Source organism: Mesorhizobium sp. PAMC28654 (assembly GCF_020616515.1).
Lineage (GTDB): Bacteria > Pseudomonadota > Alphaproteobacteria > Rhizobiales > Rhizobiaceae > Mesorhizobium.
The window spans coordinates 4,438,541-4,452,298 of sequence record NZ_CP085135.1; the positions used below are offsets into that span (position 1 = coordinate 4,438,541).

General features: G+C 64.2%; 12 protein-coding genes and 1 pseudogene. 9 read left to right on the forward strand and 4 right to left on the reverse strand.

Going from position 1 to position 13,758, the window contains the following annotated elements:
• Positions 1-209 precede the first annotated feature (209 nt).
• From LGH82_RS21730 to LGH82_RS21760, 7 genes and pseudogenes are all read left to right on the forward strand, one after another.
• Positions 210-1,384, forward strand: a pseudogene (locus LGH82_RS21730) (divergent polysaccharide deacetylase family protein).
• A gap of 35 nt (positions 1,385-1,419) precedes the next feature.
• Positions 1,420-1,938 carry an RNA pyrophosphohydrolase gene (locus LGH82_RS21735; RefSeq protein ID WP_227344685.1) on the forward strand — a complete coding sequence of 173 codons (519 nt, stop codon included), beginning with the start codon at positions 1,420-1,422 and terminating at the stop codon, positions 1,936-1,938.
• Between the two features lie 247 nt (positions 1,939-2,185).
• On the forward strand, positions 2,186-2,935 hold the full coding sequence (locus tag LGH82_RS21740; RefSeq protein WP_227344686.1) for an alpha/beta hydrolase: 750 nt from the start codon (positions 2,186-2,188) through the stop codon (positions 2,933-2,935).
• 156 nt (positions 2,936-3,091) lie between these two features.
• Positions 3,092-4,222 carry an alanine racemase gene (alr, locus tag LGH82_RS21745; protein ID WP_227344687.1) on the forward strand — a complete coding sequence of 377 codons (1,131 nt, stop codon included), beginning with the start codon at positions 3,092-3,094 and terminating at the stop codon, positions 4,220-4,222.
• A 300-nt stretch (positions 4,223-4,522) separates the two neighbouring features.
• Complete coding sequence (gene rnk / locus LGH82_RS21750) at positions 4,523-4,942, forward strand: nucleoside diphosphate kinase regulator (protein ID WP_227344688.1); 420 nt, start codon at positions 4,523-4,525, stop codon at positions 4,940-4,942.
• An 18-nt stretch (positions 4,943-4,960) separates the two neighbouring features.
• Entirely contained in the window at positions 4,961-5,497 is a 537-nt protein-coding gene (locus tag LGH82_RS21755) for a nucleoside-diphosphate kinase (protein ID WP_227344689.1), read from the forward strand.
• A gap of 81 nt (positions 5,498-5,578) precedes the next feature.
• On the forward strand, positions 5,579-6,877 hold the full coding sequence (locus tag LGH82_RS21760; RefSeq protein WP_264484402.1) for a D-amino acid dehydrogenase: 1,299 nt from the start codon (positions 5,579-5,581) through the stop codon (positions 6,875-6,877).
• 79 nt (positions 6,878-6,956) lie between these two features.
• On the opposite strand, the gene LGH82_RS21765 is transcribed toward LGH82_RS21760, so the two are convergent.
• From LGH82_RS21765 to LGH82_RS21775, 3 genes are all read right to left on the reverse strand, one after another.
• Positions 6,957-9,110, reverse strand: a complete 2,154-nt coding sequence (locus LGH82_RS21765) for a phospholipase D-like domain-containing protein (RefSeq protein WP_227344691.1) — start codon at positions 9,108-9,110, stop codon at positions 6,957-6,959.
• 8 nt (positions 9,111-9,118) lie between these two features.
• Entirely contained in the window at positions 9,119-9,562 is a 444-nt protein-coding gene (locus tag LGH82_RS21770; protein ID WP_227344692.1) for a hypothetical protein, read from the reverse strand.
• Between the two features lie 123 nt (positions 9,563-9,685).
• Complete coding sequence (locus tag LGH82_RS21775; protein ID WP_227344693.1) at positions 9,686-10,567, reverse strand: LysR family transcriptional regulator; 882 nt, start codon at positions 10,565-10,567, stop codon at positions 9,686-9,688.
• A gap of 379 nt (positions 10,568-10,946) precedes the next feature.
• Between LGH82_RS21775 and LGH82_RS21780 the strand changes: the two genes are divergently transcribed.
• A complete protein-coding gene (locus LGH82_RS21780) occupies positions 10,947-12,443 on the forward strand; it encodes a CoA-acylating methylmalonate-semialdehyde dehydrogenase (RefSeq protein WP_227344694.1) in 1,497 nt (498 codons plus the stop codon).
• Positions 12,444-12,722: 279 nt separating this feature from the next.
• On the forward strand, positions 12,723-13,040 hold the full coding sequence (locus tag LGH82_RS21785) for a hypothetical protein (protein WP_227344695.1): 318 nt from the start codon (positions 12,723-12,725) through the stop codon (positions 13,038-13,040).
• 9 nt (positions 13,041-13,049) lie between these two features.
• Here the strand turns inward: LGH82_RS21785 and LGH82_RS21790 are convergent, their stop codons facing one another.
• Complete coding sequence (locus tag LGH82_RS21790; protein ID WP_413771377.1) at positions 13,050-13,742, reverse strand: GntR family transcriptional regulator; 693 nt, start codon at positions 13,740-13,742, stop codon at positions 13,050-13,052.
• Positions 13,743-13,758: the final 16 nt, after the last annotated feature.

The following is a 13,758-nucleotide window of genomic DNA, read 5'->3' on the forward strand; positions in this document are numbered from 1 at the left end:
CGGCCGGACAAACAGGTCTGGCCGCCTGATCCAAGCGATGCAATGCTGCCGGAGCCGCGAGGTTCCGGCAGTTTGATTCGGGGCGGAAGCGCGGTTCGCGCTTGATGTGTTCGCGAAGAGCGCATGGGGGTGCGCCGACGAGGCAGTTTGCGTGTGGCCCGTTTCGGGAAGTGATCGCACTTTTCGAAGCCATGCGTTGGGGACAAGGCTTGGCTGATTTCGGCAAGGACATCGAACGCCCGCTCGGACAGACGGTCCGGCCGCGCGCGGCGTCGTCGCTGATCAGCACCCGCGCGGTTGCGGCCGGCGTCGTCATACTCGCCGTGGTCGGGATCTCGGGTGCGATCGCGCTCAGGGAAAAGCCGTTTCGAAAGCCACAAGAGGCCGCCGTCTCGACGCCAAAGGTGACAGCGGCCGCCGAACCCGCCGCGCCGGCCAGCCATCTGGCGCCGGCTACGCCCAAGCCGGAAACCCAGGCCAAGACCGGCGGCCCCCAGATCATCCATGTGCAGACGGAAGAGGGTGACGGGCCGCCCAAGGCAGCCATCGTCATCCACGACCCGTCGACCATGGGCCAGAATCTCAAGATCGCGCATCTTCCCGACAAGGCGCTGATCGAAGCCAGCGAAACCGGGCCTTTGCCGATGCGGTCCGCCGACGGCCGGCGGCCGTTCGATGTCTATGCGCGGCCCTGGTCCGGTGCGCGCGGTGCGCGCGTGGCGTCATCGGCGGTCTCGCCGTGTCGCAGACCGGTACGCAGGCAGCGATCGCCAAGTTGCCGCCCGAGGTCACGCTGGCCTTCGCGCCGCAAGGCAACAGCCTTGGCCGCTGGATGCAGGCAGCCCGGCAAAGCGGCCATGAGATCGTCATGCAGGTGCCGCTCGAACCCTTCGACTATCCGAATGTCAATCCCGGGCGCAACACGCTGACGGTGGCGGGGACAGCGGACGAGAATCTGAAGAACCTGCATTGGGCGCTGTCGCGGACGACCAACTACACCGCCGTCATGAACTATATGGGCGCGCGTTTTTCCGCCGACGCGACAGCGATGGGGCCGTTCATGGCCGAGCTGGGCAAACGGGGCCTCGCCTATATTGATGACGGCTCGTCTTCGCGCAGCCTCGCACCGGACCTCGCCTTGAAGGACGGCGTACCCTTCGTTGCCGGCGACACCGCGATCGATGCAGTGCAGGATCGTGGCGCTATCCTGAAGAAACTCGACGGGCTGGAGGCCACCGCGCGCGCGAAAGGCTTTGCCGTTGGCATCGGCTCGGCCTTCGACCTGACGGTCGACACGGTGTCGACTTGGGTGGCCGAGGCCAAGAAACGCGGCATCGAGATCGTGCCGATTTCAGCGGTGGCCATAGACCCGCAAAAAGGCTAGCGACGCCTGACCGCAGACCGCACGGAGGACCGATGATGGCAAAGACGAAGGTCGATCACGAAACGCTGCCTTACCGTCCCTGTGTGGGGCTGATGATCCTCAATGCCGAGGGCCTGGTCTGGGTCGGGCATCGCATTGCCGAGCCCGACAGTGAATTCGCCGGCACGACGCAGCTCTGGCAGATGCCGCAAGGCGGCATCGACAAGGGCGAGGAGCCGTTGCAGGCAGCGGAGCGCGAGCTCTATGAGGAAACGGGCATGCGCGGCGTTTCGCTGCTGGCCGAGGCGCCCAACTGGATCAACTACGATCTGCCGGACGACCTTGTCGGCGTCGCCTTCAAGGGCAGGTATCGCGGCCAGACGCAAAAATGGTTCGCCTTCCGCTTTCACGGCGAGGCCAGCGAGATCCAGATCAACCCGCCGCCCGGTGGTCACACGGCTGAATTCGACGAATGGGCATGGCGGCCGATGCAGGACCTGCCAGACCTGATCGTGCCGTTCAAGCGCAAGGTCTATGAAGACGTGGTCGCGGCGTTCAGGCATCTCGCGGGCTGACATGCACGGCTTGTCCGATGCCCGCGCGATTGCCGATTTCGTTGGTCGCCATACGACGGATTGAAGGGTGCCCTGCAACCAATCTTCCGGTGCATACGTATAGCATCGCGAAGGACGGGCCATTGGTGACTGAACATCCATTCGTGAAAACGCTGGCGGTGGTTGCATTCCTGCTGCTTGCCTTGGCAGGCTGCTCGGCGCTGGGCGCTTCAACGCCGTCGTTCCGCATGATGGCGGGGCGCGGCTCGTGGCTCACAATGTCGCTTACGGCCCCGATCCAAGGCAGACACTTGACATTTACGCGCCAGCCGGTGGCGTCAAGGACGCGAGGACTATCGTCTTCGTCTATGGCGGCTCGTGGAACAGCGGCAACAAGGAAGACTATTCCTTCGCCGCCAAGGCGTTCGCCAGCCGCGGCTTCGTGACCGCGGTGTTCGATTACCGGCTGGTGCCGCAAGTCCGCTATCCGGCGTTCGTCGAAGACAGTGCGGCGGCGGTCGCCTTCGTCTATCGCCATGCCCCTGCCTATGGCGGCGATCCGAAACGCCTCTATCTGGTTGGTCATTCCGCCGGCGCCTACAACGCGATGATGGTGGCGCTGGCGCCGCGATTCCTGGCAGGGCAGGGGCTTTCCAATACCATTATCAGGGCTGTGGCCGGCCTTTCCGGACCCTACGACTTCTTGCCGCTCGATGTGGACGCGACGCGGCGGGCCTTTGGCGGCGTTTCGGACTTGAAGAGCACGCAGCCGCTGAACCAGGTCTTGAAGGGACGTTTCGCGCCGCCGGTGCTGCTTGCAACAGGCGACGCCGACGATCTCGTCTATCCACGCAACACGGTCGCGCTTGCCGCCCGCCTGAGAAGCACCGGCCATGAGGTCGAGGAACGGCATTATCCTGGCGTCGACCACAAGGGTACGCTGCTTTCGATCAGTCGGCCGCTGCGCGGCAGGGCGCCGGTGCTGGAAGATATCATCGCGTTCTTCGATGCACATTGAGGCGTGCGATTGGTCGGGTGAGGCCGCCCTGTGGCGTCGGCGACCCACCACAACAGGCATGATAACGTGCCGTAATGTCGCGATGGACGAACCGCTGTTGCGACATGTTGGCGACCGTCCTAAAGGTCAGGCAATCGCCGCTTTCCGGAGAACGGTGTGAGCCAGACGCCAGAAAAACTCGAAATCACCTCTGTCAGCACCGCTGCCGCCGGCGCGATCCTGACTATCGATCTCGGCGCCATCCGTGAAAATTACCGGCGGCTGAAAGCGCGGCTTGGCGATGTCCGCTGCGCCGGCGTGGTCAAGGCCGACGCTTATGGGCTCGGTGCCAGCCAGGTGGCTGGGGCATTGGTGGCCGAGGGCTGCGATGTCTTCTTCGTGGCGCATCTGGCCGAGGGCGTCGTGCTGCGCGAGGCGCTCGGTACGAGACCGGCTATCTATGTTCTCAACGGAATGCCGCTGGGCTCTGAGTCGGAGGCTGTCAGGGCGAAGCTCTCCGCCGTCGTCAACAGCATCGACCAGTTGGCCGCATGGCGCGCGGCAGCCAGCCGCGCCGGCCAAAAGCTTCCGGCCGCGATCCAGGTCGACAGCGGCATGTCGCGGCTCGGCATGTCGCCCCAGGAGGTCGAGCGCATCGCCGCCGATCCGCATGCGTTCGACGGCATCGACGTCACCTTTGTCATGAGCCATCTGGCTTGCGCCGACGAGCCGGAGCATCCCGCCAATGAGCGCCAGCGGCTGGAATTCGAACGGCTGCGCAAGCTGCTGCCCTCAGCGCCGGCATCGCTTGCCAATTCATCCGGCATCTTTCTCGGGCAGCGCTATCACTTCGACCTCGCCCGGCCGGGGGCCGCGCTCTACGGCATCAATCCGACGCCGGCCAGGCCGAACCCGATGCTGCCCACAGTGCGGCTTGAAGCGAAGGTCATCCAGACACGCAATGTCGCCAGCGGAGCCGGCGTGGGCTATGGCCATACGTTTCACGCGACCGGGCCACTTACGGCGGCGACGATCTCGCTCGGCTATGCCGATGGCTGGCATCGCCGCGCGGCGTCCGCTGCCTGGTTCCAGGGTGTGCGACTGCCCTTCCTTGGACGCGTGTCGATGGATTCGATCATCCTCGACATATCCGCCTTGCCGCCGGGCAAGCTGAAGGAAGGCGATCTTGTCGAACTGCTCGGTCCCGCGCAGAGCGTCGATGACGCGGCGGGCCATGCCGGAACAATCGGCTATGAGATCCTGACCAGTTTTGGACATCGGTTCCACCGCCGCTACATTGGTGGTTGATGTGGGGCGGCTGAAGTGGGTCAGGCGGGCGGTTTCGCCACGCTTGACAAGCTGGGGCTTCTCGGCGAGGTTCCGCGCATGAGCAACCTCGCCCATATCAAGACCTGTTTTAGGGTTTGCCCCATCGCGGGAGCGTAGCCCCGGCGCGGCCGCCCTTTTGGGCGCCCGTCTGAACCGGGGCGTCTGCATATCCAACATCATCATCGAGCCATAGCCGTTTCGGCTGTGAGCTTTCCATCAGGCCGCCGTCAGCACGGTGGCAAACGCGCGTCGTTCGATGCGCCATTCAAGAGGTTTGCCATGCAACATGCAGCAGGATTGCCCCCGTCGAACCGGCTTCTGGTCAGCGATGCCGACCATGACAGATTGACGGGGCTGGCGAGAACGTTTCTCGACCGCGCGCCCGACACGGCCGAGGAACTGCTTTCGGAAATGGACCGGGCTGTCATCACGACCTCGGCGGCAATGCCCGCCGACGTGGTGCGGATGGGCTCGATGGTCACGATCCGCGCCGGTGGCGGGGACACCCAGCGCATCACGCTGGTCTATCCGGGCGAAGCCGACATAGCCGAAAACAGGATCTCGGTGCTGACGCCGATGGGAACGGCCCTGATCGGCGCGACCATCGGGCAGGTCGTGTGCTGGAGCAGCCGTGGCGGCCGCGAACTGTCGGTGACCATCGAGGCCGTCGACACGCCAGCACCCTGCCAGCGGTCCTGACCCGTGGAGGCCGTGGTGATGAGCGGGAATTGCTGCCTGACGACCAAGGACCTTGCCGTGCTCGAGGTCATGCTGGAACGCCGGCGGGCTTTCGCGGATCCGGTGGTTCGCATGCTCGAGGACAAGCTTGCAAATGCCGGGGTTGTTTCGATCGATGCGGTCGAGCCCGATATTGTGACGCTGAACAGCAGGGTGGTGTTTCGCATCGATGCCGGGTCGGTGGAGACGCGGACGCTGGTGCAGAACGAGGGGCGCGGTCCGGTCGGCTCCAGCCTGTCGGTCGCAACGCGGCGCGGGCTCTGCATGCTTGGCATGGCCGAAGGCCAGACGGCAGTGGTCGAGCAGGCTGACGGCAGGCGCGAGTCGATCCAGGTCATGGCCGTGCTCTACCAGCCCGAGGCCGCGCGGCGGGCCGTCAGGGAAAAGTCGGCGGGTGCGCGGCGGCCGCATGGGCTCACCCTCGTCTACAGTGCCGCGGCCGGCAGTCGACCCCTTGGCGAAATGGCTGGAATGCGGCAGACAGAGGATGACGACCCCGGCCCTTCGGCGGCGTGATCAACCTACGGTGCATGACCTTGAAAATCGCCATCGATTTTCGCTAGGGATCATGCGCAAACTCAAGTGCCGCAGCGCCTTTTGCGCGTCCCCAAGGACGCGCGGCGCCGCAAGGAGCGAACGATGAAAGTCATGGTGCTGGGCGGCGGTGTCATTGGGGTCACCACAGCCTATTTTCTCGCCGAGGCCGGCCACGAAGTGACGGTGATCGACCGCCAGAAAGGCCCGGCGCTGGAAACCAGCTTTGCCAATGCCGGCGAGGTTTCACCCGGTTATGCTTCGCCATGGGCGGGACCGGGCATTCCGCTCAAGGCAATAAAATGGCTGCTGATGAAGCATGGCCCGCTGGTGGTGCGGCCGGCCTTCGACGTGCATATGTGGGTGTGGCTGGCCAAGATGCTGCGCAACTGCACCGCCGAGCGCTACGCGGTGAACAAGGCGCGCATGGTGCCGCTGGCCGAATACAGCCGCGATACGCTGAAGGCGCTGCGCGAGACCACCGGCATCGCCTATGACGAGCGCGCCAAGGGAACGCTGCAGCTTTTCCGCACGCAAAAGCAGCTCGACGGTACCGCGGGCGATATCGAGGTTCTCAAGACCTACGGCGTTCCCTATGAGACGCTCGATCCGGCGGGCTGCATCGCGGCCGAACCGGCACTGGCGGCTGTTCGCGAAAAATTCGTCGGCGGACTGCGGCTGCCAGGTGACGAGACCGGCGACTGCAAGATGTTCACCGACAGGCTGGCCGAAATGTGCGTGGCGCGGGGCGTCACCTTTGAATACGAAACCACGATCAGGCGCGTCGTCAAGAACCGCAACCGCATCACCAGCGTCACCACGGACAAGGGCTGGAGGTCGGCCGACGCCTATGTGATGGCGCTGGGCAGCTATTCGGCGCGGTTGATGCGCTTCCTGAAGCGGCCAATCCCCGTCTATCCGGTCAAGGGCTACTCAATCACGGTGCCGATCAAGGACGTTGACGCCGCCCCGGTGTCGACGGTGATGGACGAAACCTACAAGGTGGCGATTACGCGACTCGGCAACCGCATCCGCGTCGGCGGTACGGCGGAGATCTCCGGCTTCGACCTCAGGCTGCATGAATCGCGGCGCCGCACGCTCGAACATTCCGTTGGCGACCTCTTTCCAGGCGGCGGTTCGATGCGGGACGCGACCTTCTGGTGCGGTCTGCGGCCAATGACGCCGGATGGGCCGCCGCTGGTCGGGCGCACCGAATTCTCCAACCTCTATCTCAACACCGGCCACGGCACGCTTGGCTGGACCATGGCTTGTGGCTCGGCGAAGGTCCTGGCCGACATCATCTCCAGTCGGGTGCCGGACATCAATGTCCGTGATCTCGGTCCCGAACGTTACATGAAGTAAGGCGGCTGCAATGGCTGCCGCACAGGCTGGAATGCGTGACGTTCCGGCCTGTGCCCGGCCATGATTTTCGAGATCAACCCTAGAAAGCCTGCCTCACCCAGTCCTCGTCGAACAGCAGCCGATAGGGCAGTGCGATCGTCACGTTGCTGGGAACCGGGTTCGAATGGGCGACATAGTCGTCATAGATCGGCTTCATGCGGCGATAGAAGGCGGGATCGAGCACCATCATGCCGTTCTCCGAGTCGTGGAAGAAGCTGCGGTTGTTGAGATTGACCGACGAAATGGTGACCAGCCTTTCATCGATCATCATGATCTTGGAGTGCAGCACGACGTCGGGGGCCTTGAACTCGCGGATGTTGATGCGGTCGCCGTATTTCTCGACGAACAGCTTGTTCAGCGCGGTGAGGAACCTGCCGCCAATGTCGCCCTTGAGGTCGATGCGCCCGACAATGTCGATCTTGACGCCGCGCGCGAGCGCCCGGTCAAAAGCCCCGGCGATCTTCGGCGTCAGGTTGAGGTAGGGATTGACGATCTCGATGTGGTGGTGCGCCGCGTCAACCAGTTCGACGAAGTAGTCCTCGAGCGCATGGCCATCCTCATAGGGCACGGAGATGAAATGGCGCGCGGTTCCAGACGGCCGCTGGCCGCCGGAGGCGACCGGAATGGAGAAGGGGCGTGCGATGTTGGTGTCGGCATCGCGCAGCCACAGCGTGGAAAGATGTGCGGCCAGGGTTTCGACCGTGGGATGGTCGGCGATCTCGATGTCGAAATCGCTCCAGTTCGAATAGTAGTTCAGCGAGAAGCCGTCGGTCTTGCCGTATTGCTGCAGGTTCGGGTAGCGCGACAGGTCGACGGGGCTGTGGAACAGGAAGCCGTCATGGATGTTGCGGCCACCGATGATGACGCGCGAGCGGCCGGGATCATCAGCCAGCGTCGCCAGCATCTTGACGTGCAAGGTCTTGTGCAGCTGTGAGATCTGCTCGTCGATCGGCGCGCCGCGATCCGCCCGCCAGCGATATTCCTGCAGCGAAACGTTGGGGAATTCGGCCGCCAGCCGATGCAGCATGTCGTCGTCCTTGTCGCGCTCCAGGACATCGGTGACCATGATGCGCACCTTGGTGCCGAGGGCGGCGTGGTGGCGGATGAGGCGCTCGATGACGCGGCCGGAAAAATCCGCCTTGAACTCCAGCGACGACAGGTAGATCAGCTTGAGTTTCGGGGCGTTGGAGAAATCGAGCGGCAGTTCGGGATCCGCCTTGTCGATGGCGCTGTCGGACAGCGGCGCGCCCATCAGCGCTTCGACCTTGGCGTTGAAGCCGTCGCGCGACTTGCGCAGCAGGCGCGGTTCGCCTGGCGTCAGCACGCAGGTCTGCGACAGCCAGCGGCCGGAGTAGAAGGCCCGTTGCAGCGGGTCGAGGCTGGCGGAGTTGGGAACCGGACAGCGTTCGTAGCGGCTGTCCAGTGCCGCGAGCGCCGGGTCGGCGACCTCTTCGCGCAGGATGGTGAGCGGAGCACCGGCCGGCGCTAGGCTGGAGTGGATGCGCAGATCGCAGCGGTTCAGGACTTGGTCCGGAAAGAGGCTGAATGACGTGCCTTCGCCGCCCGCTAGGCGGATGCGCAGCATCTTACCCGCCGGAAAGGTCCGCGTGCCGCCGAGCTGACGGATCGCCAGCGCGCCGTCGCAGGTGCCGCCAATGTCGATGGGATGTGAGCCCGCTTGACGCAGCACGATCTCGACAGAGCGCGCCTGCAGCCCGGAGAAGCTGAATGTCTTGGGCGAGGAAGGTCGCGCCGAGGCGTCGACATAGAGGGTCTGCCGCGACATCCGCCAGCGCCCATCGAAATGGCCTTCGCCCTTGCCGCCGCCGGCTGGCGGCACATGCGGGGAAGCGACGGGCTTCGCCAGGCGCTCCAGTGCGCGGTAGGTCGCCTGGAAATCGGCGTTGCGGATGTCGTGGCGGTCATGGCCGAACGGGCCGGTGCCGTTGGCCCGGTCCATCGCGCCGATCTGGTTGTGGGCGAGAACGGCCAGAAAACGCTTTTCATAATCGCCCTTGCCGGCATCGCCGAAAAACTGGGCGGCGGCGACGTCCGGCCCGGCCGCGTTTGCCGAGAGCGTGGGGCGTACACAGGTATCCTCACCGGGAAAGACATCGCAGCCATGGCGGAGCGGGCCAGCGCAACCGCCAAGCAGCGTCAGCGCCAGCCCGAACAAGGCCGTGGCAAATGGCATGCGCCGGTTCATCCGGTGGTCCCGGTGTTCAGCGTCTTCAACAGCGCGGGATCGCGTGGCGGCATGAAGCCCTGCGGAAAGACCCTGCAGACGGGAAGCGCGAAGGTGACAAGCAACAGTTCTGCTTCGCTGCGCATTTTTCTCGGTGCCGTCTTGTCGTCGCGGATCGCTGTTGCCGAGGCGACCAGCGCGCCATCGCAATTGCAATGATTGTGCTGCGCGATGTAGCAGGCATCATGGGTTTGGCAAGCTCTGTCGAGCCGGTCGACCGGCGGCGCCGACAAATCGCCCGTGCGGGTGCCAGGACCGCAATAATTGTCGAAAACGAAGGGCGAAGGGCGCGCCATGGCATAGCGGATCGGTTTGGGCAGGTTTGCCTCGGGGACCTCCGTCCAGGGATTGGCGCAGGCCGACACGAAAAGCAGCGGCAGGACGGCACGAACGACTCGCATTTCTATCCGTGCCAGCTTTCCGAATAAGGTCCCACCCGAAGCCGCCATCCTATCGTGTGATCGGCAAGATTGCGCGCCTGCTACCACACTCCCCGACTTTGTGGCGAGTAGAAGGCGATTGCCTCATGCGAACAGCCCCCGTTCCCGCTCCACCGCCTTGGTGATGAAACCGGCGACGATCTGGACGCGCCGCAATGGCCTGACCGATTCATGATAGACCAGCCAGTAGGCGCGGCGGATGGGCGCGACGATGTTGACGGGCACCAGTTCGGGCATCGAACGGGCGATGAATGTATGGAGGATGCCGATACCCGCGCCGGCGCGCACGGCTTCCGCCTGGCCGAGCGCGGAGGAGATGGCAAAGGCGGTGCGCCAGTCGGCGCTGAACTCGGCCGCATAGTCGAGCGAGGGGCTGACGATGAGATCAGGAACGTAGCCGATGAGCGTATGCCGGGAGAGGTCGGCCGCCGTTTCGGGCAGGCCATTGGCCTCGACATAGGCGCGCGATGCGAACAGGCCGAGCGTGTAGTCGACCAGCTTTCCCGCCACCAGCCGGCCCTCGGTCGGGCGCTCGACGGTGATGGCGATGTCGGCCTCGCGCCTTGACAGGGAGAAGGAGCGCGGCACCGGCACCAGCTGAATGGTCAGTTCGCGGTGCAGGGCGGTGAGTTCGCCCAGACGCTTGGCCAGGAAGGCGACGCCAAAACCATCGGGCGCGCCGATGCGCACGGTGCCGGACACGTCATCGCCTTCGCCAGCCACGGTAGAGCGCGCCGCGATCATGTCGGCTTCCATGCGCTCGGCAATGTCGAGGAACCGCTCGCCCGCCGGCGTCAGTTCACTGCCGGTGGTAAGTCGGCGAAAGAGTTTCGTGCGCAGCGCATCCTCAAGTGAGGCGATGCGGCGCGAGACGGTGGCGTGGTTAAGCTCAAGCCGCTTGGCCGCGCCCAGGATCTGGCCGGCCCGCGCCACCGCCAGAAAGATGCGGACGTCATCCCAGTTCATGGGGATGGTCCGGATGATAGTCTTCGATGTTGCGTTCTGTGGCGCCCCCCTCTGTCCTGCCGGACATCTCCCCCTCGAGGGGGGGAGATTGTGCCGTGACTCCTGCTTTCGCCTATCGTCGAGACCGGTGGGGGAGAGCCGTCGATGCAACTGCCGATCTCCCCCCCAGAGGGGGAGATGTCCGGCAGGACAGAGGGGGGCGCGAAGGAACTCAACCTGTTGTCCTTGAGTGGCATAGGGGACATCTATCATTTGCGAGAATTGATGCTCCTCCGTCAACCGCTATCTATTCTCCGCACAACGGTTGCGTTCTGGCTCGCGTTGCCATCGACCTTTCAAAGGCGGAGAATGCAACATCACAAACCCAGGGAGAGAAATCATGATCGAATACGGTCATTTCATTGGCGGCAAGCGTGTCGCCGGCACCAGCGGCCGCAAGCAGGACGTCATGCAGCCGATGGACGGCACAGTCCGTGGCACGGTGGCGCTGGCTTCGCCAGCGGAACTGCGCGCGGCTGTCGAGAACGCCAGGGAAGCGCAGCCAAAGTGGGCGGCGACCAACCCGCAGCGGCGCGTGCGCGTGCTGATGAAGTTCCTCGAACTGGTGGCCAAGGAATATGACGCGCTGGCCGAAATCCTGGCGCGCGAGCACGGCAAGACCATTGCCGATGCCAAGGGCGACATCCAGCGCGGCCTCGAAGTGGTCGAAGTCTGCATCGGCGCGCCGCACATGATGAAGGGCGAATTCACCGATGGCGCCGGTCCCGGCATCGATGTCTATTCCATGCGCCAGCCGCTCGGCGTCGTTGCCGGTATCACGCCGTTCAATTTCCCGGCCATGATCCCGCTGTGGAAGATCGCGCCTGCCATCGCCTGCGGCAACGCCTTCATCCTCAAGCCGTCGGAGCGTGACCCCGGCGTGCCGATGCGCATCGCGGAACTGTTCATCGAGGCCGGCCTGCCGGCAGGCATCCTCAATGTCGTCAACGGCGACAAGGACGTGGTCGACGCGATCCTGGACGATCCGGACATCAAGGCCATCGGCTTCGTCGGCTCGACGCCGATCGCCCATTACATCTATTCGCGCGGCACCGCCGCCGGCAAGCGCGTGCAGTGCTTTGGCGGCGCCAAGAACCACATGATCATCATGCCCGACGCCGACATGGACCAGACCGTCGACGCGCTGATCGGCGCTGGCTACGGCTCGGCCGGCGAACGCTGCATGGCGATCTCGGTGGCTGTTCCCGTCGGCAACGACACTGCCAACCGGCTGATGGAAAAGCTGATCCCGCGTGTCGAAAGCCTGAAGGTCGGTCCGTCGACGGATTCGTCGGCCGATTTCGGGCCTGTCGTGACGGCGCAGGCGCTGGAGCGTATCAAGGGTTATGTCGACACCGGCGTCAAGGAAGGCGCCAAGCTGGTCGTCGACGGTCGCGGCTTCTCCATGCAGGGCTATGAAGACGGCTACTACATGGGCGGATGCCTGTTCGACAATGTGACCGCCGACATGCGCATCTACAAGGAAGAGATCTTTGGGCCGGTGCTCTCCGTGGTGCGCGCGCCAAACTATGAAGCCGCGATCAAGCTCGCCAACGATCACGAGATGGGCAATGGCGTCGCCATCTTCACCCGCGACGGCGATGCCGCGCGTGACTTCGCTTCGCGCGTCCAGGTCGGCATGGTCGGCATCAATGTGCCGATCCCGGTTCCGATCGCTTACTACACCTTCGGCGGCTGGAAGGCCTCGTCCTTCGGCGATCTCAACCAGCATGGCCCGGATGCGTTCCGCTTCTACACCAAGACCAAGACGGTGACCTCGCGCTGGCCGTCCGGCGTGAAGGATGGCGCGGAATTTGTCATCCCGACGATGAACTGAGTTCCTGCCGACATTCGGAAACGGGCGCCCTTTTGGCGCCCGTTTTTGCATTTGGGCTACCGAAAAGCCAAGGCCGGCGAAGCCTGAACGAGCGCTTGTTTTCAGGTCGAGACCTCACCATATCGAATCCAGGAGTGCGAGAACGCGCTCCCTGACGACAGACCGGAAACCAGAAGGAGTGACGTGATGAAGACGTCGAACCCGGCCTGGAGCGTTCCGGCACATTAAGGCCATCGATGCGCCTCCCTTGCCGGAATGCAAAGGCAAAGGAGGTGCCAAATGGCACGCATATTTTCATTTCGATGGATCAGGATAGCCGCGATTGGCGCTGTCATGGCGCTGGCGGCCTCACCCGTGCAGGCGCAACTCGTCTGCGGCGCTCACAGCGATCTTGTCGCGGGGCTGGCGCGGACCTTTCAAGAAAAGCAGGTCGGTTACGGAGTGGTCGGGCAAAAAGCCGTCATAGAAATCTATGTTTCGGCGAGCGGCACGTGGACCATGCTGATAACCGGCGTGAAGGACCAGAGCTGCATTCTTGCGACCGGTGACGGATGGGAAAATACCCTGGCCGTCGCCGCGGCTGCGCACGGGCTCTGATCTGTCCGACTAGCGCGTGGCAGCCACTTCGGCGTGGCCGCGCAGCAGCGCCATCAGTCGCTTGGCATCCTTAGCCGCTGCCTCTTCATCACCGTCGAGGATCGAGCGGATCAGCGCGACATGGTGCTCGGCCGATTCGGCGAGGCCGGTATCGGCCTTGTAGCGGAACCAAAAACGCCGGCTATGAGTCTGCAGCGGGGCGGCCAGCCGCGCCGCGAAGGGGTTGTCGGCGGCCAGTGCCAAGGCGTCATCGAGCGCCTTGTCGGCGTGAATGAAGGCAAGCACATTGCCAGAAATGACCGCCTTCTGCATGGCAAGCGCGGCCTCATGAAACAGGTCGGCGGCCTCTCGGGTGACGAAGCGCGCGGCCGAACGGGCCAGCACCACCTCGACGCCGCGGCGTGCGTCAAGCACGCGCAACCAGTCGCCGGGGTGGAGCGGAGCGATCGCGATGCCGGCGCGCGGGCGCACGTCGAGCAGCCCTTCCCAGGCCAGCCGCTGGATAGCTTCGCGCACGGGGGTGCGGCCCAGCGCCAGCTTTTCGATGAGGGCGCCCTCGGTGACAAAGCTCGCCGGCGCCAATTCCAATGTGACGATCATATGCTCGAGCACACGGTAGGCCCTGGTAGCCGCCGGCTCGGATGTCATTCCTGGTTCCATGGATATCAAAGGCGCTCTCCTGATATATCTAGAATATATCATAAGAGATTCCGCATTG